Raw genomic sequence first — 25,048 nt, forward strand, 5'->3', positions numbered from 1 at the left:
AACTATGGATAACTAAGCTCAATGTCTATGCGTGAAGGTGTGCGGTGAACTCCATTTATCTCTGTCGAGCGATTCCTCTGGAGCAGGACAGCCGTGCGCTACGTTTTTATCAGCTTCTAGAAGATGAGGGCTGCACGCCAAGAGTTGTGCAATGGGGCGCGAGCCAGAATTCTGCACTAGACCCAAAATCTAAAGTTGTAGTGGCGCCGCTGCCGCGGGTGCGCGCTAAACCTTGGCTAAACCTACTGCTCACCCCATTGTTTTCTTTGTGGTTATTGTTTTATTTTTTGTTCAAGGTGCGCCGCACGGACAGGGTTTTTGCAATAGATTTGGATACAGGATTACCCGCTTACTTGGCGAGTCGTATTAAAGGCTTTCGCTACTTTTTTGATATAGCTGACCCCTATTCCGCAGGGCGTTTGCGTCGCTCCTGGGCCTGGATCGATTGGCTTGAAGGCAAGGTTGCCGCCGCCGCACACCTAGCTTTGATACCTGCAGACTGTCGTCGTCGCTACTATGCGTGTGCGCTGCCGCTGGTGGTGATTGAAAATGTAGCCCTAGCCGCGCAGGCAATGATTGAGTTACCGGTGCCTTCACGTGAGCGTGTTCGGATTGGTTATTTCGGGGCGCTTGAACCGGACGATCGACTGTTGGAGTTACTGATAGCGGTAGTCGCCAAGCGCACAGATACAGATTTGGATCTTGCCGGTAGTGGCGGACTAGCTGAATTTTGTCGGCAGGCAGCTGAGACCTATCCACACATTCGCTTTCATGGCGCCTATCAGCCGGACACCTTGGCTTTACTCGTTCAACCCTGCGACCTATTGTTTGCGGCCTATAGCCTGCGCAAACAGCATCACCAATGTATTGCCGCTAATAAGTTGTATGAGCATTTGTATTTTGGTCGGCCTCTGCTCACCAATAGCGGTACTAATTTAGCCGTGCAGGTGTTGGCGTGGGGAACTGGTTGGGAATTTGATGAGCGGCCAGAGTCCTTGGATCAGCTCTTGACGCAACTCCGGGCCGCCGACCCTGCTGCTCTGATTGCAAAGGCACAAACTGCGCGCACCCGCTGGTTAATGGATTATCAAAGCTATTGGCAGGCATCTCTGGGCGTACAGCAATTGCGCCAAGCGCTGGGTCAGACTGATGAATAATCAAAATCAAGAGCACTTTTCGGTGCTTATGGCAGTGTATGCCGGTGAACAGGCGCCGCATTTGGCGCAGGCTTTGGCAAGCCTTTGTGAACAGCAATTGCCGGCTCAGCAGGTGGTGATTGTGGAAGATGGCCCGCTCACCCCAGAATTAACGCAGGTGTTGAATGACTATGAAGTAAAGCTTCCTTTGTTGCGCATGGTTCAGCCTCAAAATCTCGGGTTGGCGGCAGCTCTGCAATTGGGGCTTGAAGCTTGCACCTATGAATTGGTCGCGCGGATGGACGCGGATGATGTGGCGGTGCCATCGCGCTTTGCGCGTCAAATTGCCGTGATGTCTAAGCGCCCATCGCTGAGTGTGCTGGGCAGTTATGTCGCGGAGTTTATCGATAATCCCCAACAGCCCTATGCGTTGCGCCCAGTGCCTGTGGGTGAAAGTGCAGTGGCGGCTGCAGCGCGCTGGCGTTGTCCGCTTAATCATCCCAGCGTGATAGTGCGCAAATCTCACTTGCTGGCCGTGGGTGGTTACAGTGGTTTTCGCGGTATAGAAGATTATTACCTTTGGGGGCGGCTCTTGGTTGCCGGTAAGTCCATAGATAACCTGCGCGAGGTACTCATGCTGGTGCGCGCAGGTGCAGACTTGGGCCGTAGGCGCGGCGGCTGGGTTTATGCCCAGCGCGAATTGTTGCTTTATAAAGCGTTTTGGCAAATGGGGTTTATGACCTGGTATCAAGCACTTTGTGGTGTGCTCCTGCGCCTGCCTGTGAGGCTGCTTCCCAGTGGGCTGCGCAGCTGGATTTACCAGCGGGCCATTCGTCGCGCCCTTAAGAAAACGGCGACTAACGAGGTGCCTCTATGACGCTCGACGCGGCTATAGCAGATGTTATTAGTGGCGCTACGGGTGATGAATCACCTGCGCATGCCCCCTTAAAAAATCAGCATATTTTAATTACCGGTGCCAATGGCTTTCTCGGGCGGGCGCTGGTGCATTCATTGCATGCGCAAACACAATTCAACCTGCAGCTCAGCGCCTGTGTACGGAGCCCAGAGCGTCAGCTTGATGTAGTAAATTTACAGCACTGCTACTGGGACATGCACCGCGAGCAGCTGCCGGATTTGACCCATGTAGATTGCATTGTCCACAGTGCGGCGCGGGTACATCAGCTGCGTGAAACAGCTGCTGACCCTTTGGCCGAGTTTCGGCGGGTTAATTGTGCGGCGACACTTGCGCTCGCGCAGGCGGCAATTGCTGCGGGGGTGAAGCGTTTCATCTACATAAGTAGCCTGCATGTATTGGGTCATGAGCGAGATCAAGCCTATACAGGCGCGGATATAGCCGCACCCACGGACCCCTATGCTCAGTCCAAGTGGGAGGCAGAGCAGGGCTTATTGGCGTTGGCCGATCAGATCGAACTGGTGATACTGCGCCCCCCTTTAATCTATGGTCGCCAATCACCGGGTAATTTTGGTCGTTTGGTCGCGTTGGTTAATACCGGTGTACCCCTGCCTTTTGGTGCTATAACAAATCGTCGCAGCCTAGTGGCGGTAGATAACCTAGTGGATCTCATCGTGCGCTGCTGCTGGCATTCGGCTGCAGTCGGCCAGCTATTTTTAGTGGCAGATAGCGACGCGCTAAGCACTCCCGCACTCTGCGCACATATTGCACGCACACTGGGTAAGCCTCCGAGGCAGCTTAAAATCCCTCTCAGCATATTAAAACTCGGGGCAGGGTTGCTGGGTAAAGAGGCAATCTATGCGCGTTTGGCGGAGTCCTTGTGGGTGGATGACAGCGCCACGCGCCAGCGCTTGGATTGGGTGCCGCCACTCTCTACCTCTATAGCACTCGCGCGCTATTTGTGTGCGACCTAAAGTATCTTGAAGGTCGAGTGAATGTGGAGTGAATGTGCAAAGCGGCGGAATTACAGTAGTATGCCAATCCTCAACAGACCCTTAGTACCACTGAGTTAACCCAGCCAACTAGAGTGAACAGCAAGCGTGAATAAACTGATCGGAGAATTGCTCGTCGAGCGCGGTTTAATCCAGCAGGAAGATGTCAAAAAGGCATTGCAGCTGCAGCAGTCGACCGGTGGGCGCATAGGGCAGGGCTTGGTGCGTATGGGCTCGGTGTCAGAAGAGTTATTGCTGGAGGTGCTGGCGGCGCAGTTGAATCTTCCGGTGGCGCAAACGGGGGTGGACATTCCCGATAGTATGGCGCTCTACCAATTTCTCAAGGCATCGCCTATCGATATCAATTGGTCTATCGATAACCGCGTGCTCTGCTGGAGCCCTGCAGCGCAGCAGCTCAGCTACATTAGCCGCGATCCGCTTTCCCCTTTCGTATTAGATGTTATTCACTACCACTATCAAGGCTGGCAAATCACCCCCTGTCTCGTGTCCAGTCACAGCCTCGACATTCTGGTGGACTACATTCGCAAAGAATTAAATGCCGAGCGCTTTTTCGCCGAGGGCAGCGAAAGCAAAGGCCTGCGCGAAATGGCAGAAGAGGCACCCGTGGTGGAGTTGGTCAATAATATTTTCGCCAAAGCCGTCGCTTTTAACGCCTCCGATATACATCTAGACCCGCAAGAAGAAGTCTTTCGCGTGCGTCTGCGCGTAGATGGTGTACTGCAAACCCATTTAGAGCAGCCGATTGACCGCTATCCCGCGGTGGCTTCTAGGGTCAAACTTATCTCTGAAATTGATATTGCCGAGCGCCGCCTGCCGCAGGATGGGCGCATCACCACCCGTGTTGCTGGGCGTGAAATGGATGTGCGTGTATCTACCTTGCCCGGTGTGCACGGTGAATCCATCGTCATGCGTTTACTGCCTAAAGATCGCAAAGAGCTGTCGCTCGAAGCCCTCGGTTTAGAGCCAGACCATGTGGCCATGGTGCGTTCGCTGATGCAGGAGTCCAACGGCATAGTGCTGGTGACGGGGCCGACGGGTTCGGGTAAATCCACCACCCTGTATGCCGCCTTACAGGAAGCGACCGACGGTAGCCGCAAAATTCTCACGGTTGAAGACCCTGTGGAATATCAATTGCCGGGCATCACCCAAGTACAGGCTCACGCCGAAATCGGCTACACCTTTGCCAAGGCCCTGCGCGCCTTCCTGCGTCAAGACCCCGATGTGATCATGGTGGGCGAAATTCGCGATGTGGAAACCGCTCAAATTGCGATTCAATCGGCGCTTACGGGTCACTTGGTGTTATCAACCCTGCACACCAATGATTCGCTCTCGGCCTTTACCCGCTTAATCGATATGGGGGTGGAACCGTTTTTAGTGGCCGCGCCGATCAAAGCAGTGCAGGCGCAGCGTTTGGTGCGTAAGTTGTGCAAACACTGCGCTCGCCCAAGTGTGGCGCCCGAAAAAATCCTAGCCGAATTTGCCGCCCTCAATACGGCCATTACCCCGCGCTGGTTTGAACCTGTTGGCTGCGCGGCGTGCAACAACAACGGTTATTCGGGGCGTATGGGGGTTTACGAAATCATTCCTATCTCTGCGGAGCTGCACGACATGATTATCGCCAGTGCGCCGGTGGCAGACATGCGTAAGCTCACCCGTCGCCAAGGGCACAGATCCATGTATCAAGATGGGCTTATCAAAGCAGCGAAAGGGCTTACCAGTATTGAAGAAGTCATGCGCGCCACTAACATCGATGTTGAATAGCGAGCGGCCAGATGCAATTTAGTTACAAGGCATTAGACCAGCATCAAGCACTTGTCGCCGGCACCATAGATGCGGTAGACGAGCGCGAAGCCGCGCGCCTCGTGCGTGAAAAAAATCTGCAGTTGGTGTCGATTGCGGAGCAGCAAGAAGAGACGGGCGGCCTGCGCAAAAAGCTCAGTCGTGAAGACTTAACCGTATCGCTGTTTGAGCTCACCACCATGCTCGACTCGGGTGTTGCTATAGCCGAAGCCTTGCTGTCACTACAGCAGGCGGATTCCCACCCGCAATTGCGTCGTTTTTACCAAAGTGCATCGGCCCAGTTACAGCGCGGCGTGAGCTTTGGCCAAGCGCTCCGCGAAGCAGAGCTAAAATTGCCCGACTATTTTATTCAGTTGGTGGAAGCGGGTGAAGCGTCTGGGCAGCTGGGCACCACTATGCGCCGCGCGGTCGAGCAGATGGAATACGACCTCTCGGTCGCCAATGAACTGCGCAATGCGCTGATTTACCCCGCTATTTTGGTGCTCTCAGGGCTCGGCGCCGTGGGGTTGATTTTCGTATTTGTGGTGCCCAAGTTTGCCAACCTGTTAGATGGCAAGCAGGAACTGCCGATGCTCGCCACTGCCGTTCTCACCACGGGGCTCTGGCTCAATGAAAACTTCTATTTAATGCTCGGTTTAGTGGCGGTGGTTGCAACCTTAATCGGTATGCAACTGTCCAAACCTGCGGTGCGGCAAATGCTGCTGGATAAGGCGGCGGGGCTGCCGCTGTTTGGCTCTTGGCTGACCGAATCCGACGTGGCGCGCTGGTCATCAGTGATGGGCGCGATGCTGGCCAGCCATATTGAATTGGTGCGCGCGCTCGACTTAGCACGTACCAGCGTTAAAAATAGTCGCCGTCAGCGCGCATTACTCGCAGCGCTAAAAGCTGTGCAGGCGGGCGGCACTCTGTCAAAAGCGCTACAAGACAATCAAATTCTCAATTCCACCGCGTACAACCTTATTCGCGCCGGTGAAAAAACTGGTCGCCTCGCAGAGATGCTGCAAGCGGTAGCGAAGATCTACGAAAACTCCGGCAAAAATCGCATGAAGCGCTTTTTACTCATGATCGAACCCCTCGCCATTGTGGTTATAGGCATGGCAGTTGGGGTGATAATTCTTGGCTTAATTCAAGCCATCACCAGTGTTAATGACATAGCCATTTAACGGCTTAGCTATTTGTATTGATAAACGAAACAGAGGAACAGCATGTACAAACAATCGCACACTCGCCGTCAGCAGGGTTTCACCATGATCGAACTCTTGGTGGTGCTAGTAATTCTCGGCCTACTGGCCGGTTTAGTCGGCCCTAAAATGTTCGGCAAGGTTGATGGCGCTAAAGTTAAAACCGTAGAAACTCAGCTCAAACTTTTCAAGGCTGCCTTGCAAACCTATCGCTTAGATATGGGCGAATACCCTAGCACTCAAGATGGTATGCGCGCGATCATAATCTCCCCCGACAGCGCCCGTGCTAAGCAAAATTGGAAGGGCCCGTATTTGGATGAGCAATTGCCGCTCGACCCCTGGGGTGCCAACTATCAATACCGCCGCGAGCCCAATGGCTTGCAGGACTACACCCTTTATTCCCTTGGTGCTGATGGCAAGCCCGGCGGTGAAGGCCTAGATGCCGACATAGGGCTCGTTGCCAACTAGTCTATTCACAAACTGGAGGCGCGCTTGGCTCTGAAAAGGCACAGAGGTTTTACCCTCATAGAGCTGATGGTGGTACTGGTCATACTGGGTTTAACCAGTGCACTGGTATTGCCGCGCCTGCCGAGCATTTATGAGCGTTTTCAAGATAAATCCCAAGTGGAGCTGCTGCACCAGTCGCTTGCGACCTTACCGCTAAGAGCCCATAGTCAGCAGCGCGATCTTATCCTCACTACCGACACCGCCAAAGCCTTGTTAGCGCCAGAGGATGCTGCGCTTGTGCGCGAGTGGAAAATTGAAATCCCTCAGCCCATCATCTATCGCGCCAATGGCTTGTGTGTTGGCGGCAAACTCAATTACCGCATTAAAGGTTTGAGCGGTAGCCTGCAGCTTAAGCCGCCCTATTGCGAGCCGGTGTCATCGTGACGCGTACAGCTCGGTCAAAAATCCGCAGTGGCTTGGCGCGAATAGCAGGTTTTACGCTGTTAGAAGCCATAGTCGCGCTGGTTATTTTTTCCTCCGCCGCAATTGGTATCTACGGTTGGATTAACGTCAACCTCATCTCCCTCAATCGCGTGGCCGAAGTCGCCGATGCTGAATTTGTGGTGCAATCGTCTCTTGAGCGCTTAAAACTCGTGGATCTTACCTCAGAAGCTGAGGGCGCCTTTAATGTGGGCGAGTATTTGGTGAGTTGGCAGGCGGAGTTGATGGAACCAGTGCGACTCGGGCGCACCGCTCAAGGTGCAATTGGCCTCTACGATTTGGGATTGTATAAAATCGATCTTGAACTCACTAAAAATGGTCGCTTTGTCAGTCATTTTGATTACCGATACTGCTCGCGTAAGCAGGCGCGGGAGGCAACCTATGAAGACTAAAAGCGCACTGCGTAAAGTTTACCAGCAAGCATTCACGCTCATTGAAATGCTGGTCGTTATGATAATTGTAGGTTTAATCGTCACCCTCATAGTGCAGGGCTTTGGGTATAGCATGGGGCTATATCAGCGTGTTGTTGCCACTCAACGTCAAGCCTACAGCGAAGCGTTTGCCTACGAATGGCTGCGCACCTCAATTGCGCCCGCTGTGGCAGCGCGGCCCAATGATCGCGGTTTAGAGGGCGATGCTGAGCAGCTTTCCACCTATAGTTATCAGCCCCTGATCGCCGCCGCTGGGCTCAAAACTCTCATTAAGTGGCAGCTTCAACTCGCGGGGCGTGAACTGACGTTGAGCTATGAAGAGGGCTCCCAGAAATTTGTGGTTTACCGCTGGCCAGGCGCCACAGGTCAATTTGAGTATCTCGATGACAAGGGGCGTTGGAACCGCTATTGGCCTGCGCAAAAAAGTGATGCACCTTCATTGCCAGACGTGGTGCGGTTAGTGGTTAAAAATGGCCAAGAACAGCGTAACTATGTCGTGCAAATCCCTACACGTAAACGCCCAGAAGTGACTATGGATGAGCTAATGTATGGCCGTTAAGTCTCGTCTAAGGCGCGCGCAACAGGGCTTCATCTTGGTGGCGGCCCTGTGGATCATCGCCATAATGCTGATTGCGGTAGGTATATTTCACGCTTATGTGCAGCAGAAGGTGCTGATTGGCATTCAAGCAAAAGCGGCGCTAACCCAAACATTAGATCGTGTCTCCACCACGCAAACGGTTTTGTATTTATTGTCGAGTACCCGCAAAACCCGCGCGGGTATGACCTTGTCCGATCAGGCGGAAAGCCAATACATCACGGCAGAAGGCTACTTGATTTCTGATGCCGTGGGCGATGAAGTGACACTCGATGGCACCGTTTATCAAGGTGTGGGCAGCGCGTTATTTTCACTGCAAGATGCTGCGGGCGTTATCTCGCTCAACGCGTCCAATCTGGATGACTTGGCGCAGCTGATTCGCCGCTTCGGCGCCGACCCGCTCACCGAAAGTCAGCTGCTCAGTCGCCTGCAGGACTATACCGATGCCGATGATTTGATCAACATCTCCGGTGCGGAACAGCGCGATTACGCTGCAAAAAAATTGCCGCTGCCGACCAATGATTATTTGCGCACCGAAGCAGAGTTAACGCAAGTGATGGGTTGGGCGCAATGGTTGGAAGAGCATCCTGAGGTGGAGCTGCAAAATTGGTTTACCATCAAGCGGGATTCGGTGCTGAATCTCAATGTTATGCCTAAAGCACTCTTGGTAAAATATTTAAATTTAAAGCCGGATCTCGCTGAGTTGCTAATGCGCGAACGCAAAACCAATCCCTTTAATAACATTGATGATTTTATTCTGCGTACAGGTTTGCCGCTGAACCTCAGCGAAGAGAAATATCGTTTTTTCCCCTCCAATGAAATGCGCCTAAAGGTCTGGAATCAAGGGGGGGGACAAGCCCAACTGATTAGCCTACAATTGACGCCCAACGGCTTATTCGGCCCCTGGCTAGTGGATTATGAGTACAGTGTTCAACGTGGTAACGACAATAATGAAGCTATTGCCCTTTGGCAAACCAACCTCTTTGACCACACCTTGGGTGCTGAGCACGAGCAAGCAAGACGCGTCCACGAATAGCGCGGGGTTGCACCCACACAACTCAGAAGAGACCAATCCGGCTGGCCCCTACCTACTTGCCGATCAAGGTTTAGAGGATGTACGTCTAGAAACGCCCAGTCTGATTATTCCGCGTCAATGTTTGTTTTATCAGTATCTCGATTTAAGCAGTGTCCCGCGCGCTTTACGTCAGGCCTTTATTGAACAGCGTCTGCGTCAGCTCAGCCCTTTTCCCCATGCCGCACACTGGTTGGTAATGAATGGCGACCATGCGCAATTGTGGTTTTGGGATGCAGAAAAGGTAAAACAACAAATTGAAGCCGCTGAGCTTTCGCGCCTAGCCATAGTGCCCGAGCCGCTTTTGCGCGCACCTGTAACTCAAGGTTTTAATCTGCAAGCCTGTATCACTGGCTGGGAGTTACAATTTTGGGTTGACGGCAGTCTGCGCAATTCGCGCTGGCTGGCACTGGCACCCGGTGCAATGCCCGATAACAATAGCTGCGCCGATTTTGTGCGCGCGGCGGGCGTAAGTCTCGGGGAATTGGGTTGGCAGCAGCATGAATCGCCACTGCTAGCGCGCCCGTGGAATCAAAAGCCTTTTTGGAGCAAAGAAAATCTCACCAGCGAACCTGTGGCGACGCGCCTCATCGCCGGCGTCTTATTGGCTTGGCTTTTTTTGGCGTTGGGCTTAAGTGTCGGCACTCAAATCAAGGAGACCCTACTTGCATCGCAGGTGGAAGAGAAGAGTAGCGAGCTGCTTGATATAGTCAATCAGCGCGACGCTGCCATGCTCCAGCAAGAATTTAATCAAGCTATTGGTGCCTTAGTGCAAAGCCCCACGCCTTTACAATTGGTCGCAGAAGTACAAAGCTGCTTGTTATCCTTTGAATTTGTTATTTTGGATTGGCAGTACCAGCGCGGCCAGCTCAGTCTCTTAATTCAGCAGCAGAACGAAACCGCCTTGGATACTCGTGGACTTATCGAAGCCTGCAGCGCTGGCACGCTGTTTACTGATGTGCGCGCCGAGCCTGGTATAACTCCTGATCAAACGCGTTTGTTGTTTAGTTTACCGAATGCTGAGTCCGCCCTAATTGCAGGAGCTGAGAATGACTAAGCGCGATACCCGACTCGGCACAGCCGATAAGTTTACCTTACCGCCCCAACTGGCGACGGCTTGGTTACAGTTTCAGCAGCAAACTGCAGCCAATCCACGCCTGCGTTGGATGCTCTGGGGAATTGCCTACATCTTCATTATTTATTTTGCGCTCAGTCTCGGTGAATGGCGTGATAGTCATGGGCAAAACATTGCGCAACTGCAGCGCACGTCGCTCAAATTGGATCAGTTGCACACTCAAACGGAATGGCCTGAGCGGCAAGCGGCCGAACTGGCCGCCGCCTCAACGCTGCGCGCTAAGCTCTGGCATGCAAAATCAGCGAGCCTAGCGGAAGCAGATTTACAAAACTATCTGCGCGAACTCATGTTAGAGCAGCAAGCGGACGGTTTGCGTTTGCGCCTCGCACCGACAGAAACGCTAGAGCTTGGCGGCGAGACCCTGCTTAAAGTGAGCGCCGATGTCACAGGGGTGGTGGGCGTGAATAAAATAGATACACTGATGCGCGCCATAGCGGCTAATCCACGGGTGTTATTGGTAGAGCGTTTCGGCTACAGCCCACAGCGCGCAGGTCAAATTAATATGCTTGTTACGGGTTATTTTTTAACAACCGATGACGAGGCTGCAAATGCAAAGCCTTAAATTGTCTGGGCAAGATCAACAGCTCTATAGCGCCTTGGGTGCTTTGCTTATCGCGGCATTGGTCGTGGGTATGCTATGGGTGCTCTTAGGCTTTGCCGATGAGCCGCTTGATGCGAGCGATACCTGGCAGCCGACGTCATTGGCCGAGGTGACGGATGTGGATTCGCTATTTACCAATGCAACTCAAAAAGCCCGTTGGTTTGCGCAAGGGCAGTTAGTAACAGAAGCCGACGCGGGCAAAGATCTAGACGGTCAGCCTGAAAGCCTGCAGTTAATTGGCATAGTGCAGCAAAACAATGCACCCTACGCCTTATTTTTGCCTCGTCCTAATGCCCAAGCGCCGGTTACAAACGGCAGAAAAGTAAAACAGCTAACACTGGGTGATAAGTTGATTGGCGATTGGGAGGTCACGGCCATTGGCTCGGCTCAAGTTCAGGTGACCCTAAGGGTCATACAATCTACGTCCAGTGAATCTCAGCAAAAACAAGAACACAAGCAGCAATCATCTCTGGCCGCGGAAGACATTAAGCCAGAAACAAGAACGCTAAGTTTATACCCACTAACTCCACAGAAAGCCCCTTAACGCGGCGCGCTTACGTTAATTAGGAACAACTTCTCATGTTCATAAAATATCTTATGCCCCTCAACTATCGCATGAGCACTTTTGCTTCTGCTCAGGCGGTTAAGGTCGCTGGGCGCTGGGTTACTATAGGTGTGCTGTTGCTGGGAATAAGCAGCTGTAGTTCTCTCATGCCCAAAGAGCGAGAAGAACCCTTAAGCAAAAAGCCGCTGAATAAAGGGCAACAAGTTGCGCATTTTGAACCTTTGCGCGCACCTAAGGTGGAGGATCATACCCCCGCATTCACCCAAAATGCAGGGCGTGCAACCGCCCTTATTACGGCTGGCCCCGGCGTCACTATTAGCAATAGCGTTGCCGATGCTCAGGCACAAGAGTTGTCCCTAAAGCTCACCGGCGAGCCTATCAGTGGCAACTATCACAATATGCCTTTGCCTAGCTTTATTAATGAAGTGTTTGGCGAGCAGCTCGGTCTCTCCTTCACCCTAGAGCCGCAAATAGAAAAACAAGAAGATTTGGTCACCTTGCGCCTCATGGAGCCAGTTCCCCCTTCGGAGTTGTTCCGCATTGCCATGCGCACCCTTAATACCTATGGCGTTGCCGTCAGCCAACAAGATAATCTGCTCACCTTTACGATTGACCGCAATATCACTGCGGGTGAAACCCCATTACTTATAAGTGGCCGTGCATTGCCCGAAGTGCCAGCCTCACATCGCCCCGTGTTTATGTTTGTTCCATTAAAAGTAGTAACCAATAATAAGGTTGCAAGCTGGGTGCGCGATGCACTTACAGGTAAAGACATTCAAGTCAATGAAGATACAACGCGCAATGCAGTACTGCTAAAAGGTAAGCCCGATTTGGTGGCTCAAGCTCTAGCGATTATTGAAGTGCTTGATCAGCCCGTCATGCGCGGCAAGTTTTCGGCCAGTATTGAGCCTGCATTTGTAAAGGTTGATGACCTCAGCAAAAACCTGAAAGAAGTCCTTAATGCCGAAGGCTATGATGCCAACATCAAGTCATCGGTTGGCTCCATCATGATTATCCCTCTCGAGGGCGCTAATCAGCTCATCGTATTTGCCGCTTCACAGCAGATTCTGAACCATGTGCGTGAATGGGTACAGGTGTTAGATCGTCGCCAGCAAATGAGTATTGACCAAGGCATCTTTACCTATGAGGTGCGCAATACCGAAGCCGCACATATAGTGGAGTTGCTCAACAGTTTCGAAAATGGCGGTTCTACTTCAACGTCAACCCGCCAAAGCGCTTCAGGTAGTGCCATTAGCGACATGAATACCAGCGGCACAGCAACTGCACAAGGTGCGACAGCTAAAGTGAATGGCGGTAATTTTGTAGTAGATACTAACCGCAATACCATTGTGTATAAAGGCAGTGGCCAAGCTTGGCTGGAGTTGATGCCAGTTATTAAAACCTTAGACAAGGCGGCGCCTTCGGTTTTAATTGAGGTGCTATTGGCTGAAGTTTCTTTGAACGACAAGGAGCAAACAGGGTTTGAGTTTCTCGGGCGCGGGTCACAAACAATTAATGGCGCTAGTTACCCCACCAAAATTGCGACCTTGGGCGGTTTGGGTTTGGGTACCTCTGGTTTGAGCGCCACCTTAGATAGCGCCGGTGAAACGCGCGCGATCCTCAATCTTTTCTATCAAAACAACCGAGCGGAAATTCGGTCGCGCCCGCGCCTTATGGTGAAAAGCGGCCAGGAGGCAACTATTGATGTTGGCACCGAAGTGCCAACCCTCGGGGCGAGCACTGGCGCCACTACGAGCGGTGTGGTTTTACCGCCAAGTATCATACAGCGTAAAACCGGGGTGCGTTTAACCGTCACGCCCACTGTGCATGCCTCGGGCCATGTAGATATAGCGATAGATCAAGAATTGAGTGAGGCAGTTGCCAATAAAACCAGCAGCATTGACTCCCCCAGTATTTTCAATCGCCAAATTCAAACCACGGTCACGCTGCAAGACGGCGGTTCTATTCTGTTGGGTGGTTTGATTTCCAGCAGTAAATCTCTGGGCAATACCCGCGTGCCTTGGATTAGCAAAATCCCATTAATCGGTAAGCTATTCCAAGCCGATGCGAATGAATCGGTGCGCACTGAGTTAATGGTTATGATTATTCCCTACGTTATAGACTCACCCGCCGAGGGGCAGGCCATTACTCAAAGTATCCAGGACGCCTTTCAGGAGGCAAATTAACGTCAAACTGATTTGGCTAATTTAAGACCAGCTGGGCCCGATAAATAGCCCAGCTATCCTCACTCTGTGTTTCCGCGTCTATTTTTGCTGTGCAACAAACCTAATGGATTGTCTCTTTCGGGCCCTTTAGGTTTACCTTCCAAAGTACCTAATAAAAGTCTTCCTTCTACTATATACACATATGTAGTGTTTCATTGGCTCAAGCCCGCCCATATAGGGTATAAATCTAAGTGTTTAAATTTTATTCAGTTGAGCTTAAGCTTTAAAATGCGACCCTAGCTCAGCTTCGCAGACCACTAAGCAGCCGCTTTTTGCGACGCATGATTACTGCTTGCCACCACGGAAGTAGCCTAGTAGGATCGCGGCAGTGTTAATAAAGCGGCTCTGTCGCCTTATTGCTCTGCCACGAAGTGTAAGCACATGCTAACGCCGCACCTCAGTGTCAATGCGGGCGAGCACGCCAAGGGTAGGCACCAGCTTAGCGCAATATCGCTGAAATGCTGGATTACCTTTGGTCTGATTGGGTGTTGTTTGAGCGTTTTCGCTGTGAAAACAATCGACTTTTGAGTAACTGCACCTGCTTTTAATAACTTAAGGCTTGATCTATTGGTTTGATAGGGTATATTCTTCAGCGGTCTTTAACTTATGGGGATACTTCAAGTACACCCAAGGACGCAAGACCAATCAAATCAACGTTGATTATAAGTTTACTAATTAGGAGTTAAACCATATGGTTTCCAAGAAAATTTTAGGCGTAGCTATTGCTGCTGCAATGTCTGCCCCTGCCTTCGCTGTTATTGACATGTCTGCTGGTACTGGTGGTGTTGGTGCTGGTGCAGTTGTATACGCCAAAGAATCTGTTACTACCGCTCAAGTTGTTTCTGGCATGGTCCAATTGACTGCTGCTACGACTGAGTTGAATGTGCGTGCTGCTACTGGTTTCGGTGTGGTTTCTACTACTCACGCTTTTATCCGTTTTGACTTGACCAATGCCAAGTTCAAAACCGCTGTAGTTGGTGGTGATTTGACTGCTGTGACTGGTACCATCACTGGTACTCCAGTTGTTGCTCAAGGCGGCGCTATTGGTGACACTTTTGTAATCTTTGATGTAACTTCTGGCGGTTTGGCTCAAACTGACTTATTGCAATTGGCATTGGCTGGTTTGCAAGTTAACCCATCTGCTGCTGCAACTATTTCTTACGCTCACTACAGCACTTCTCCAAATGCTGTTGCTCAGTCTGGCGCTTTGGCTTCAGATAGCTACGCAGCTGTTAGCGTTGCAAACGTATTGACTCCAACTATCGTTGCAACCGACCGTGTTGCTAACGTAAGTGCTAGCCCATCATTCACTGCGTTCGTTACTCCTGCTGCAGCTACTGCAAGCTTGGGTACTGTTGAGTTTAAATTGACTGCTGGCGCTTTAGATGCAGCTGGTACAGCTGTTACCACTTTGGCTCAACTTATTGATACTGCTGATGGTAAATCTGCATTGTCTGTAACTGGTGACCTGAGCTACACCGCTGGTACTACTGCTGCTTTGACTGCTGCTAACTTGACTTTTAATACTCAAGTTTCTAACACTGCTGCAACCAACGTACCTTCTGCTAAAACTGACAAGTTCACTACTGGTGCGTTTGCTGTAGACGTTGCTTACCCAGTTTCAGTAACTGCTACAAGTGCAATCAATGCTGGCGCTTATAGCTTGACCTTCACTCCAGTGGGCATTGCTACCGCTGCTTACGCTCCTTCAGCAGTAACTGCTGCTTTGGGTTCCGTTACTCGCAGTGGTACTACCATTCAAGTTCCTTACGTAACTACCTTCGCTGACTACAATCAACGTTTGGTTTTGGTTAACCGTGGTACTACTGCTGCTCCTTACGCTATCACCTTCACTAAAGAAGCTGGTGTAACGGCTGCTGCTGGTACTATGGCTTCTGGTTCTTTGGCTGCTAACGAAACTAAAGTTATCAAAGTAAGCGACATCGTTACTTTGACTGGCGGTACTCGTACTGCTGCTACTGTAGTTGTTACTGCACCATCTAGCACTATCGATGCAGCAATCACTCAAGTTAACTTGTCTGACAAGTCAACTGACACTGTTAAACTGAACTAATTATTCGGTTTTACAATGTAGTGTGAAATAAGGGAGCCTCGGCTCCCTTATTTTTTTGAGTTAAGTTAGCTTTTTTGAGTCGATTGATGGATACCCTTATGCGGGCCATGCCTGAAGGCAGTGAAAAATCCCTACTATTTTTTCGCGATTACCAGTTTTACACCGGCGGTCATCAAAAGGTCGCTGATTATTTTTCCCATCTAAATAGCGCCCCAGGATTTACTCCTTTTATCGCCTTCTCCCCTGAATCTATTTCACGCAACGCGACTCCTTGGCAATCATTAGCTGCGGAGCAATTAGTGCACTATTGCCCGGACCAATATGATTACCTATTCATAGCAGGTATGGATTGGCAGCAACTTAAAGGTGTTGCGCGCTCACCAAACCAGCCTGTTATAAACTTAATTCAACATGTTCGCCACGCAAATCCACAGGAGTCGCTATTTGAGTTTCTACAGGAACCAGCAATTCGTATTAGTGTGTCCCACGAGGTTCAGCAGGCACTTGAAGCAACAGGAAGGGTGAATGGCCCAATAGTGACCATTGCCAATGGACACGGCCTATTGCCCGTTACCGCGCCGGAAAAAATATGGGATCTTTTGATTCTCGGCCCTAAAAATCCTACCATGGCGCGCCAACTGCAACTTGGTTTAGAGGGTAGCGGTTTGAATATCTGCTGTGTGGATAGTTTTATTCCTCGCCAAGACTTGGCGAATAAGATGGCAGCGAGCCGCATAGCGCTTTTGTTGCCCCATGCAACAGAAGGCTTTTATCTGCCCGCCTTAGAAGCCATGGCCTATTGTGATATCTGCATAGTGCCGGACTGTGTGGGTAATCGCAGTTTTTGTTTCGATCAAGAAAATTGTCTGCTGCCAGAGTACAATGTGCCCTCCTTACTCGCTGCACTGGTTCAGGCGCAAGCCCTATTGCAGCAGCCACTGGCACTTGCCACTATGCGCGCACGCATTCATGAAACACTAGCGAAACATTCGCTTATGCGCGAGCGTCAAGAATTCTTAGCGCTTATGGCGCGGGTCGATGAGCTTTGGCGCGAGCTGTAGCGCGCGATTTTAGCGGCAGCTTATCTCGAACTAAGGCGCTTTTAGGCGCCTTAGTTTATATGAATAGAGTGAGAAATCTTCATTGATAGTACCCAATACATATCTATTAACCGGCTTACCGCGAGCGGGTACAACGCTCTGCTGTCATATTCTCAATAGCCATCCTAATACCTTGGCCTTGCATGAACCCTTGTCGCCGGAAGATTTTGATCCAGCGTTCGGCAAAGAGCATGCGCTCGCACAAATTACTGAATTTGCGCTTGCAACACGAAGCAGTGTTGTGGAGAAAGGCATGGCACAGAGTCGCCATAAAAACGGTGCGGTTCCCGACAACCCAGTCGCTTTGACCGCTGCTGCGGGTAGCTTGCGTGCTATGGATGTAACCCTCGGCCAAATTGATGTTGGTCACCGAGGGCTGCAGCAAGGCTTTAATTTGATCATTAAGCATAACGCGCTTTTTAGCGCGCTGTTACCCGAGTTGGCAATACAGTTTCCCGTTTATGGCATAGTTCGCAACCCTTTGGCGGTGTTGGCGAGTTGGAACTCAGTGGATTTACCCGTAAACACGGGTCACATACCCGCGGGAGAAAAGTTTTGCCCTGAGTTGCGCCAGAAGCTCGCTAGCCTGCCAGATAAGTTCGATCGCCAGCTGTGTATATTGGAATGGTTTTGCGCGCGCTTCATTGTGTCGTTACCTAATCGAGTACTGCGTTATGAGGAATTTGTGGAGCGCCCTGAATTGGTAGCCAATATCATGCAGCTGTATGGTGTGAATCAACAGCATCAGTCTGCACGACAAAGTCGTAATCAGCATTATGATTTGGCGCTCATGGAAAGCCTTTATGCAAAACTAAAACATTATGGCGAGGCGATTTGGCATTTCTACACGGCTGACCAAGTGGATGAACTGATGGAAAGCATAAGGAAAAGCGCGTGAGTCCATTGGGTTTCATGATAATAGGTGTGCAAAAGGGTGGGACTACCGCTTTGAGCCATTTTTTAGCGCAGCATCCACAAGTCGCTATGGCGAAGGGTAAAGAGGTGCATTTGTTTGACGCACCCGATTACCACATAGGGCTATCGACGGCTGAAATTCAACATCATTATCAGTCTTATTTTCCTCAAGACTGCACGGCGCAGTTATGTTCAGACGCTACCCCTGTTTATATCTATTGGCCGGAAATAATTGCAGAGCTGTATCGATATAATCCTAGGTTGAAACTGATTGTCATGTTGCGCGACCCCATCGAGCGAGCCTTGTCACAATATCGCATGGAGCGCGCGCGTGGTTTTGAGCCTTGGCCGCTCAGTCTGGCGCTACTCATAGAGCCTTTGCGGTTACTGGCGCGCAATAAACGCCACCATGACAGTGCTTCACGTCACCATTCCTATGGTGATAGGGGCCACTACGTGCGACAGCTCATCGCACTGCGGCGCGTATTTCCTGACGAACAAATTTTAATAATCGACAATAGCGAATTGATCGGTGCCCACGATCGAACTATGGCGCGTGTGACAGAGTTTTTAGGCTTGCCGACATTTGCCGTTGCGCAAGAGGTTGTTTTTGCAAGTGCCGAACAACCTCGGCCAGAGCGCATAGCGCGTGCATTACTTTGGCTCCGCTTTAAAATTGCCAATCGCGGTTTGAAAAAGCTATTACGCGACATGGGCTATAGCCCTGACTGGCCATGGCTGCGATAATCGCGGTTTTGGTCGGTGAGTGTAATAGCCTCAACGCTTAGCACATATTTAATGATTTTATGGGATGTATCTATGTCTAACGAAACGAGCAGTATGGTGGCAGCGCGGCGCAAAGGCATAGTGCTCGCTGGCGGCTCGGGTACTCGGCTATATCCGATTACCAAGGCGATCAGTAAACAGATGGTGCCTATTTACGATAAGCCAATGATTTACTATCCGCTCACCACACTAATGTTGGCGGGCATTCGCGATATTTTGATTATATCTACCCCGCGTGACTTACCGATGTACCGTGAGCTTTTGGATGATGGCAGCAGTTGGGGTTTAACGATTTCCTATGCTGAACAGCCGTCGCCAGACGGTTTGGCTCAAGCGTTTATCATTGGCGAAGAGTTTATCGGCCAAGATTCTTGCGCGCTCGTATTAGGCGACAATATTTATTACGCCCACGATTTCTCGCAACTTTTACAAAATGCCGGTGCGCGGCCAACAGGAGCCAGTGTGTTTGGCTATCACGTGGATGATGCTCGCGCCTATGGTGTAGTGGACTTTGCTGATGACGGAACTGTTCTATCAATCGAAGAAAAGCCGTTAAAACCAAAATCTAAATATGCAGTTACCGGCTTATATTTTTATGATAACCGCGTCATCGACATCGCCAAGTCAATAAAACCCTCGCCGCGCGGCGAGCTAGAAATTACTGATGTGAATAAAAGATATTTGGAAATGGGCGAGTTGACGGTAGAGATTTTAGGCCGCGGTGCGGCTTGGTTGGATACTGGCACCCACGATAATCTATTAGCTGCGAGTCAATTTATTCAAACGATTGAAAAACGCCAAGGTCTTAAAGTTGCCTGCCCAGAAGAAATTGCCTATCGCATGGGCTATATCGACCAAGAGCAACTCATCGCACTGGCGAAGCCCTTATTGAAAAGCGGCTACGGCGAATACCTTATGAATATTCTTGAAGATCGAGTGTTTTAATGGACGTTATTGCTACAGAAATCCCCGACTTATTGCTCTTCAAGCCAAAAGTATTTGGCGATGAGCGCGGTTTTTTTATGGAAACCTTTCGTACGGAATGGTTTAGTCAGCGCGGTATAGATGTCAATTTTGTGCAGGACAATCACAGTAAATCTGCAAAGGGTGTACTGCGTGGTTTGCATTATCAAATTCAAAACCCACAAGGCAAGTTGGTGCGAGTTACTCAGGGTGAAGTGTTTGATGTGGCGGTAGACCTGCGCAAAAGCTCACCGACTTTTGGCAAGGCGGTAGGTGTACATCTATCAGAAGAGAATAAAAATATTTTTTGGATTCCGCCGGGCTTTGCGCACGGCTTTTTAGTGCTCAGTGAAACTGCAGAGTTTAATTACAAGTGCACCGAATACTATGCGCCGCAACACGATAGATCCTTGTTGTGGAATGATCCCGCCTTGGCAATTAAATGGCCTTTGGGCGATATTGCTACTCCATTGCTCTCGGCCAAAGATCAAGCCGCATTGCCTTTAGTTCAAGCCGAGGTGTTTGCGTGAAAGTGCTGATTAGTGGCAGCAATGGCCAGTTGGGTTATGCACTGCAAAAAACTGCTCCCAGCCAGAATGTGCTCGGTGAGCCAATACATGTGAATGCCTTAACCCGTGCAGATTTTGATTTAAGTCAGCCTCAATCATTGCGCGCTGTTTTGAATCGTATAAAACCTGATGTCATCATCAATGCCGCCGCCTATACCGCGGTAGATAAGGCAGAAGCTGATGCAGATCTAGCACGCACAATAAATGCAGATGCCGTGGCCATATTGGCGCAGTGGTGTAACGAGCAGCAGACGCAACTGATACAAGTATCAACTGATTTTATTTTTGAAGGCACTGCATCTACTCCTTATGTGCCAAGCGACACGACCAATCCATTAAGTGTCTATGGTGCAACAAAGCTGCAAGGTGAAGCTGCCGCTCATGCTCATGCTCCGGCGGCTTATATAGTGCGCACCGGTTGGGTCTATTGTGAGCATGGCGCAAATTTTGTAAAAACCATGTTGCGTTTAGGCGCTGAGCGCGACCAGTTGGGTGTTGTGTGCGATCAAGTGGGTACGCCAACCTATGCGATAAATCTTGCCGCTATGATTTGGCGTTTGATAGAAGTGCAGCCAAAAGAAAAAATTTGGCATTATTCAGATGCAGGTGTGGCAAGTTGGTATGACTTTGCGCAAGCTATATTTGATGAAGCCTACAGCATGCAGCTTCTCGATAAAAAACCGCTGGTAAAGCCAATACCCAGCTCTGCCTATCCAACACCTGCGCAACGCCCCAATTTTAGTGTATTAAATAAAGAGCAAACATGGGTTGCTTTGGCGCTCACGCCCATACACTGGCGCAGCGCTTTAGTTCAAATGCTTGATGCTTACAAAAATCTACAAAAAAACTAAGTAGCTTGCTTTATTGTTGCCGCTATTTTCTATGCTAAATGCGCGCATATTTTCTATTTTTAAAAGATTACATAAACGTTATGAATAATATTCTAATTACCGGTGGTGCTGGATTTATTGGCAGTAATTTTTGTCATTATTGGGCCGAGCAACATCCGCAGGACCGACTCATCGTACTAGATGCGCTCACCTATGCTGGGCATAGGGAGCACTTGGCTAGCTTAGAGCAGCAACAAAAACTTATTTTTGTGCAGGGTGATATTTGCGATCAAGTTTTGGTCGAGTCGTTGTTTCAGCAATATCAATTAGATCGTATTGTGCATTTTGCTGCTGAGTCTCATGTGGATCGATCTATTCATGGGCCTGACGCTTTCATACAAGCAAATATCATCGGTACTCACTGTCTTTTAAAAACCGCTAAAAAATATTGGTTGGATAGTGCCTGTGCAGACCATCACTTTCATCATGTCTCTACTGATGAGGTCTACGGCTCGCTTGAAGCTGATGCTCCCGCGTTTACTGAAGCCAATGCTTTTGCGCCGAATTCACCTTACTCTGCATCTAAGGCGGCCTCGGATCACTTAGTTCGCGCTTATCATCATACCTATGGTTTGAAAGTTACTACGAGCAATTGCTCAAACAACTATGGCCCCTACCAAGATAATGAAAAATTAATCCCTCTAATTATTCAAAATATTTTGCAGGGGAAGGCACTGCCTATTTATGGTGATGGTAAAAATATTCGCGATTGGCTCTATGTTGAAGATCACTGTCGCGGCATAGATTTAATTTTGCAGAAGGGCAGAGCAGGTGAGGTCTACAACCTTGGCGGAGAAAATGAATGGCGCAATATTGATATAGTCAACTTAATTTGCACCCGTTTGGATGAGTTGTTGCGCACGGGAAATGAGCTTCTCCCACGTTTCCCGAGTACTCCAGCCGCCCAAGGTAAGCAAGCAAAAGATCTAATCACCTTTGTAGAAGATCGGCTAGGGCATGATCGTCGCTATGCGATAGACCCGTCTAAGTGCCATGCGCAACTGGGTTATCACCCTCAAGAGAGTTTTGAAACGGGTATCGAAAAAACGATTCAGTGGTATTTACACAATCAAAAATAGTTAAGGAGTCGTGCCTGGTTGCGCGCGACTAATAGAACGTTTTAATTATCTTGGCTTTCTTATATGTTCAGTAATGCGTGGAAAAATAGAACGCTAATTTGGCAGCTGTTACGGCGCGATATTCGTGCACGCTATAAGGGTTCGGTATTGGGCCTATTTTGGTCCTTGGCGACACCCTTAATTATGCTGTTTATTTATACCTTTGTGTTTCAATACGTTTTTAAATCGCGTTGGAGTGATACCGCTGGTGAGACAACTTTAAGCTTTGCGATGGTGTTGTTTTTAGGCTTAAGTCTTCACGCGCTCTTAACAGAGGTTTTAACAAAATCGCCGGTGCTGATTACCGGTAACCAAAATTTTGTTAAGAAAATTGTGTTTCCATTAGACTCCCTGTCTTGGATTACGCTCTTTGGTGCACTATTTACCTTTCTGATTAGTTTCACGCTCATTCTGGTTTTCATTTTAATCGAGCTGCACCGTATTCCTGCGACAGCTTTGTTATTGCCACTTATAGTATTGCCCTATTTATTGCTGCTGCTGGGGCTTTCTTGGTTTCTGGCGGCTTTGGGTGTGTACCTGCGTGATATACAGCAAATTACCGCGACCTTGGCGACGCTCCTGTTGTTTTTAAGCCCTGTATTTTATTCAGTGGATATTTTGCCTGAAAAACTGCGCATGTTAATTTTTTTAAACCCGCTTTCCTATGTGGTTGAAGCTGCTCGCGCTGTGTTAATTTATGGCAACTATCCGAGTTTTATTGGCTTGGGGATATATACGCTAGTCGCCAGTGTAGTGGCGCTATTAGGCTTTAGCTTTTTTCAAAAGGTTCGCCCCGGCTTTGCCGATGTGCTCTAGGTTGCAACTATGATTCGAGTCAGTAATCTCTCTAAAACCTACTTGATTTGGCACAGCCCATTAAGTCGTTTGTTAGTGCCCTTAATGGTTCGCCTCTTGCGCCCAATGTGGCCAGGCTATTGTGAACAATTGTTAGCGCGCAGCTGTCAATCGGTTGAGGCCTTGCGTGGCATAGACTTCATGGTAGAAGAGGGCGGCAGTCTGGGGATAATCGGCCTTAATGGCAGCGGTAAAAGTACACTGTTACAAATTATTGCCGGAACCTTACAGCCAACTACTGGCACCGTCGAAGTTCATGGACGTATAGCGGCATTGCTTGAGTTGGGCAGTGGTTTTGATCCCGAGTTTACGGGGCGAGAAAATATTTATATTAATGCAGCCATATTGGGTTTGTCGCGTCGCGAGATAGATGCTCGGTATAATGACATAGTTACTTTTGCTGATATTGGTGATTTCATTGATCGGCCCGTAAAAACCTACAGCTCCGGCATGATGGTGCGTTTGGCTTTTGCGGTGCAGGTACATGTAGACCCTGATGTCTTGATTGTCGATGAAGCGCTCTCCGTAGGTGATGCGCGATTTCAGGCCAAAGCGCTCACTAAAATAGAAGAAATTTTAAAGCGTGGCACTACGCTGTTGTTTGTAGGCCATGACTTGAGTGCGGTTCGCTCGTTTTGCAATCAAGCCATGTTGTTGGATAAAGGTAAAATTATCGCTCAGGGAATTCCTGATGATGTGATTGCCGATTATCTCTTTTTGGTACAAAAAGATCGCATTGCTGATGTCACAAAAAATATCGATCTACAGCGTAAAGGTAAGGGTTTTGCTGTTACCGGTTTTGATATTACCGCGGCAAGCTTTAATGAGTCTGGTAATCATGCAACCTTGATGTACAGTCAAGTGGCGCACTTGGGCATTGATATTTGCATGAGTATTCCTGTGAGCGCCCCCTTTCTTATCATCGATATTATCGACAGCCGTGGGGTACAGTTAACTGGGCGTCGTATTGCCATACCTGATATCCAGGGTACCAGTCATCTGAGTATTGAATTTGAGTGTGCCTTACAAAAAGGTGTTTATCGTGTGCGCTTGCGTTTAGTAAGTGCACCGAGTTTGGAGCAAACCTTATTGATGAGTCGCTTTGATGATTTGCTTTCTATTGAAATGATTGAGGATGTGCGCGCTAAGTTTACCGGCCTGTTTGCCTTACCTATGAACTGCAGCTGGAGTCACGATGCCAGCCCTGACGAAAAAGGAAGTGTCTGTGCAGCAGAACGTTGATCAATATCAAGCTAAAATATTTTGGCAGTCGGCGCGGTCATTAGTTGCGGGCCGCACCTATATTCTTACGCAAGGCGAACGCGAGGTGGAAGCTACTATAACTGCCCTCAAGTATCGCGAAAACCAAGAAACGGGCGAACACCTCTCCGCCACTCGAATAAATAAGGGCGAGGTTGCCTTAGCGAATATTGCGACGGCAATTACGATCAGCGCGAGTGAGCAAGACAGATTTGAATTGCTAGATTCCAATGATCGCACGCCACTTGGTTATGGGGTATTTGAATTTGCGTTGCGACGCGCGACCAATATTCGCTGGCAAACAGTCACTATAGATAAATTGGCGCGGGCTCAGGTTAAACAGCAAGTGCCACGCTGTATTTGGTTTACGGGCTTGTCCGGCTCTGGCAAGTCCACTGTCGCAAACCTTTTAGAAAAGTCTCTTTACGAGCGCGGCTTTCATACCTATTTACTCGATGGTGATAACCTGCGTCATGGTTTGAATCGCGACCTCGGCTTTACTGAGGCTGATCGTGTCGAGAATATACGTCGTGTCGCCGAGGTGGCGCACTTGATGGTAGATGCCGGCCTCATTGTATTAGCATCATTTATTTCGCCCTATAGAGCCGAACGTGAAATGGCACGAAAGCTATTTTCACCGGGAGAATTTTTTGAAGTGTTTGTTGATACGCCGCTGGAAGATTGCGAAAAACGAGATGTGAAAGGACTTTACGCAAAAGCGCGGCGCGGTGAACTCAAAAATTTCACCGGTATTGACAGTGCTTATGAGTGCCCCGAGCATGCGGAGTTGGTGATAGATACGCGCCTAAGTAGCGCCGAAGAATCCGTTGCTCAGCTGCTGCAGTTAATAGATTTTCCTAATTCATAATGATGTGTTGTCACCCAATTTATTGAAAAAGAGAG

The 25,048-nt window shown here is 49.6% G+C and carries 25 protein-coding genes; all 25 read left to right on the plus strand.

Annotated elements, in window-relative coordinates; all coding sequences use genetic code 11:
- The first annotated feature begins 44 nt into the window (after positions 1 to 44).
- On the plus strand, positions 45 to 1,157 hold the full coding sequence (locus tag AC0KUT_RS01065) for a glycosyltransferase family protein (protein ID WP_488832816.1): 1,113 nt from the start codon (positions 45 to 47) through the stop codon (positions 1,155 to 1,157).
- The gene (locus AC0KUT_RS01070) at positions 1,150 to 2,013 is read left to right on the plus strand and encodes a glycosyltransferase (protein WP_488832819.1); all 864 of its coding nucleotides are present in this window, start codon (positions 1,150 to 1,152) and stop codon (positions 2,011 to 2,013) included. Before AC0KUT_RS01065 ends, AC0KUT_RS01070 begins: the two co-directional genes overlap by 8 nt.
- A complete protein-coding gene (locus AC0KUT_RS01075) occupies positions 2,010 to 3,023 on the plus strand; it encodes an NAD-dependent epimerase/dehydratase family protein (protein WP_488832821.1) in 1,014 nt (337 codons plus the stop codon). The genes AC0KUT_RS01070 and AC0KUT_RS01075 overlap by 4 nt, the downstream gene beginning before the upstream one ends.
- Before the next feature lie 126 nt (positions 3,024 to 3,149).
- Positions 3,150 to 4,823 (plus strand): GspE/PulE family protein, encoded by a 1,674-nt coding sequence (locus AC0KUT_RS01080; RefSeq protein ID WP_488832822.1) that lies wholly within the window; start codon positions 3,150 to 3,152, stop codon positions 4,821 to 4,823.
- A gap of 11 nt (positions 4,824 to 4,834) precedes the next feature.
- Complete coding sequence (locus tag AC0KUT_RS01085; RefSeq protein ID WP_488832825.1) at positions 4,835 to 6,025, plus strand: type II secretion system F family protein; 1,191 nt, start codon at positions 4,835 to 4,837, stop codon at positions 6,023 to 6,025.
- Positions 6,026 to 6,067: 42 nt separating this feature from the next.
- On the plus strand, positions 6,068 to 6,511 hold the full coding sequence (gene gspG, locus AC0KUT_RS01090) for a type II secretion system major pseudopilin GspG (protein WP_488832826.1): 444 nt from the start codon (positions 6,068 to 6,070) through the stop codon (positions 6,509 to 6,511).
- Positions 6,512 to 6,535: 24 nt separating this feature from the next.
- Positions 6,536 to 6,934, plus strand: a complete 399-nt coding sequence (locus AC0KUT_RS01095; RefSeq protein WP_488832828.1) for a pilus assembly FimT family protein — start codon at positions 6,536 to 6,538, stop codon at positions 6,932 to 6,934.
- Complete coding sequence (locus AC0KUT_RS01100) at positions 6,931 to 7,383, plus strand: type IV pilus modification PilV family protein (RefSeq protein ID WP_488832829.1); 453 nt, start codon at positions 6,931 to 6,933, stop codon at positions 7,381 to 7,383. The genes AC0KUT_RS01095 and AC0KUT_RS01100 overlap by 4 nt, the downstream gene beginning before the upstream one ends.
- Positions 7,373 to 7,981, plus strand: a complete 609-nt coding sequence (locus tag AC0KUT_RS01105) for a type II secretion system protein (RefSeq protein ID WP_488832832.1) — start codon at positions 7,373 to 7,375, stop codon at positions 7,979 to 7,981. Before AC0KUT_RS01100 ends, AC0KUT_RS01105 begins: the two co-directional genes overlap by 11 nt.
- A complete protein-coding gene (locus AC0KUT_RS01110) occupies positions 7,971 to 9,053 on the plus strand; it encodes a type II secretion system minor pseudopilin (RefSeq protein ID WP_488832834.1) in 1,083 nt (360 codons plus the stop codon). Before AC0KUT_RS01105 ends, AC0KUT_RS01110 begins: the two co-directional genes overlap by 11 nt.
- Complete coding sequence (locus AC0KUT_RS01115) at positions 8,935 to 10,146, plus strand: hypothetical protein (protein ID WP_488832836.1); 1,212 nt, start codon at positions 8,935 to 8,937, stop codon at positions 10,144 to 10,146. Before AC0KUT_RS01110 ends, AC0KUT_RS01115 begins: the two co-directional genes overlap by 119 nt.
- The gene (locus tag AC0KUT_RS01120) at positions 10,139 to 10,786 is read left to right on the plus strand and encodes a hypothetical protein (protein ID WP_488832839.1); all 648 of its coding nucleotides are present in this window, start codon (positions 10,139 to 10,141) and stop codon (positions 10,784 to 10,786) included. The genes AC0KUT_RS01115 and AC0KUT_RS01120 overlap by 8 nt, the downstream gene beginning before the upstream one ends.
- The gene (locus tag AC0KUT_RS01125; RefSeq protein WP_488832841.1) at positions 10,773 to 11,369 is read left to right on the plus strand and encodes a hypothetical protein; all 597 of its coding nucleotides are present in this window, start codon (positions 10,773 to 10,775) and stop codon (positions 11,367 to 11,369) included. The genes AC0KUT_RS01120 and AC0KUT_RS01125 overlap by 14 nt, the downstream gene beginning before the upstream one ends.
- Positions 11,370 to 11,404: 35 nt before the next feature.
- Positions 11,405 to 13,576 carry a secretin N-terminal domain-containing protein gene (locus tag AC0KUT_RS01130; protein ID WP_488832843.1) on the plus strand — a complete coding sequence of 724 codons (2,172 nt, stop codon included), beginning with the start codon at positions 11,405 to 11,407 and terminating at the stop codon, positions 13,574 to 13,576.
- A 730-nt stretch (positions 13,577 to 14,306) separates the two neighbouring features.
- Complete coding sequence (locus AC0KUT_RS01135; RefSeq protein ID WP_488832845.1) at positions 14,307 to 15,689, plus strand: hypothetical protein; 1,383 nt, start codon at positions 14,307 to 14,309, stop codon at positions 15,687 to 15,689.
- Between the two features lie 86 nt (positions 15,690 to 15,775).
- On the plus strand, positions 15,776 to 16,750 hold the full coding sequence (locus AC0KUT_RS01140; RefSeq protein ID WP_488832848.1) for a glycosyltransferase: 975 nt from the start codon (positions 15,776 to 15,778) through the stop codon (positions 16,748 to 16,750).
- A gap of 82 nt (positions 16,751 to 16,832) precedes the next feature.
- Positions 16,833 to 17,687 carry a hypothetical protein gene (locus tag AC0KUT_RS01145; protein WP_488832850.1) on the plus strand — a complete coding sequence of 285 codons (855 nt, stop codon included), beginning with the start codon at positions 16,833 to 16,835 and terminating at the stop codon, positions 17,685 to 17,687.
- Positions 17,684 to 18,451: a sulfotransferase family protein gene (locus tag AC0KUT_RS01150; protein ID WP_488832852.1), complete on the plus strand. Its 768-nt coding sequence runs from the start codon at positions 17,684 to 17,686 to the stop codon at positions 18,449 to 18,451. The genes AC0KUT_RS01145 and AC0KUT_RS01150 overlap by 4 nt, the downstream gene beginning before the upstream one ends.
- Before the next feature lie 72 nt (positions 18,452 to 18,523).
- The gene (rfbA, locus tag AC0KUT_RS01155) at positions 18,524 to 19,435 is read left to right on the plus strand and encodes a glucose-1-phosphate thymidylyltransferase RfbA (protein ID WP_488832853.1); all 912 of its coding nucleotides are present in this window, start codon (positions 18,524 to 18,526) and stop codon (positions 19,433 to 19,435) included.
- Complete coding sequence (gene rfbC / locus AC0KUT_RS01160; protein ID WP_488832855.1) at positions 19,435 to 19,983, plus strand: dTDP-4-dehydrorhamnose 3,5-epimerase; 549 nt, start codon at positions 19,435 to 19,437, stop codon at positions 19,981 to 19,983. Before rfbA ends, rfbC begins: the two co-directional genes overlap by 1 nt.
- Complete coding sequence (gene rfbD, locus AC0KUT_RS01165) at positions 19,980 to 20,873, plus strand: dTDP-4-dehydrorhamnose reductase (protein WP_488832857.1); 894 nt, start codon at positions 19,980 to 19,982, stop codon at positions 20,871 to 20,873. The genes rfbC and rfbD overlap by 4 nt, the downstream gene beginning before the upstream one ends.
- An 80-nt stretch (positions 20,874 to 20,953) precedes the next feature.
- Positions 20,954 to 21,991 (plus strand): dTDP-glucose 4,6-dehydratase, encoded by a 1,038-nt coding sequence (gene rfbB, locus AC0KUT_RS01170; RefSeq protein WP_488832859.1) that lies wholly within the window; start codon positions 20,954 to 20,956, stop codon positions 21,989 to 21,991.
- Positions 21,992 to 22,054: 63 nt separating this feature from the next.
- Positions 22,055 to 22,846 carry an ABC transporter permease gene (locus AC0KUT_RS01175; protein ID WP_488832861.1) on the plus strand — a complete coding sequence of 264 codons (792 nt, stop codon included), beginning with the start codon at positions 22,055 to 22,057 and terminating at the stop codon, positions 22,844 to 22,846.
- A gap of 9 nt (positions 22,847 to 22,855) precedes the next feature.
- Positions 22,856 to 24,127: an ABC transporter ATP-binding protein gene (locus tag AC0KUT_RS01180; RefSeq protein ID WP_488832863.1), complete on the plus strand. Its 1,272-nt coding sequence runs from the start codon at positions 22,856 to 22,858 to the stop codon at positions 24,125 to 24,127.
- A complete protein-coding gene (gene cysC / locus AC0KUT_RS01185; protein ID WP_488832865.1) occupies positions 24,111 to 25,013 on the plus strand; it encodes an adenylyl-sulfate kinase in 903 nt (300 codons plus the stop codon). The genes AC0KUT_RS01180 and cysC overlap by 17 nt, the downstream gene beginning before the upstream one ends.
- Positions 25,014 to 25,048: the final 35 nt, after the last annotated feature.

Source organism: Cellvibrio sp. 25HG11W-0 (assembly GCF_057815475.1).

Bases quoted from the DNA above. Each gene is read 5' to 3' on its own strand.
- AC0KUT_RS01070 (WP_488832819.1), top strand. From the start codon at position 1,150: ATGAATAATCAAAATCAAGAGCACTTTTCGGTGCTTATGGCAGTGTAT.
- AC0KUT_RS01075 (WP_488832821.1), top strand. From the start codon at position 2,010: ATGACGCTCGACGCGGCTATAGCAGATGTTATTAGTGGCGCTACGGGT.
- AC0KUT_RS01085 (WP_488832825.1), top strand. From the start codon at position 4,835: ATGCAATTTAGTTACAAGGCATTAGACCAGCATCAAGCACTTGTCGCC.
- gspG (WP_488832826.1), top strand. From the start codon at position 6,068: ATGTACAAACAATCGCACACTCGCCGTCAGCAGGGTTTCACCATGATC.
- AC0KUT_RS01105 (WP_488832832.1), top strand. From the start codon at position 7,373: ATGAAGACTAAAAGCGCACTGCGTAAAGTTTACCAGCAAGCATTCACG.
- AC0KUT_RS01110 (WP_488832834.1), top strand. From the start codon at position 7,971: ATGGCCGTTAAGTCTCGTCTAAGGCGCGCGCAACAGGGCTTCATCTTG.
- AC0KUT_RS01115 (WP_488832836.1), top strand. From the start codon at position 8,935: ATGAGTACAGTGTTCAACGTGGTAACGACAATAATGAAGCTATTGCCC.
- AC0KUT_RS01120 (WP_488832839.1), top strand. From the start codon at position 10,139: ATGACTAAGCGCGATACCCGACTCGGCACAGCCGATAAGTTTACCTTA.
- AC0KUT_RS01125 (WP_488832841.1), top strand. From the start codon at position 10,773: ATGCAAAGCCTTAAATTGTCTGGGCAAGATCAACAGCTCTATAGCGCC.
- AC0KUT_RS01130 (WP_488832843.1), top strand. From the start codon at position 11,405: ATGTTCATAAAATATCTTATGCCCCTCAACTATCGCATGAGCACTTTT.
- AC0KUT_RS01135 (WP_488832845.1), top strand. From the start codon at position 14,307: ATGGTTTCCAAGAAAATTTTAGGCGTAGCTATTGCTGCTGCAATGTCT.
- AC0KUT_RS01140 (WP_488832848.1), top strand. From the start codon at position 15,776: ATGGATACCCTTATGCGGGCCATGCCTGAAGGCAGTGAAAAATCCCTA.
- rfbA (WP_488832853.1), top strand. From the start codon at position 18,524: ATGTCTAACGAAACGAGCAGTATGGTGGCAGCGCGGCGCAAAGGCATA.
- rfbC (WP_488832855.1), top strand. From the start codon at position 19,435: ATGGACGTTATTGCTACAGAAATCCCCGACTTATTGCTCTTCAAGCCA.
- rfbB (WP_488832859.1), top strand. From the start codon at position 20,954: ATGAATAATATTCTAATTACCGGTGGTGCTGGATTTATTGGCAGTAAT.
- AC0KUT_RS01175 (WP_488832861.1), top strand. From the start codon at position 22,055: ATGTTCAGTAATGCGTGGAAAAATAGAACGCTAATTTGGCAGCTGTTA.
- AC0KUT_RS01180 (WP_488832863.1), top strand. From the start codon at position 22,856: ATGATTCGAGTCAGTAATCTCTCTAAAACCTACTTGATTTGGCACAGC.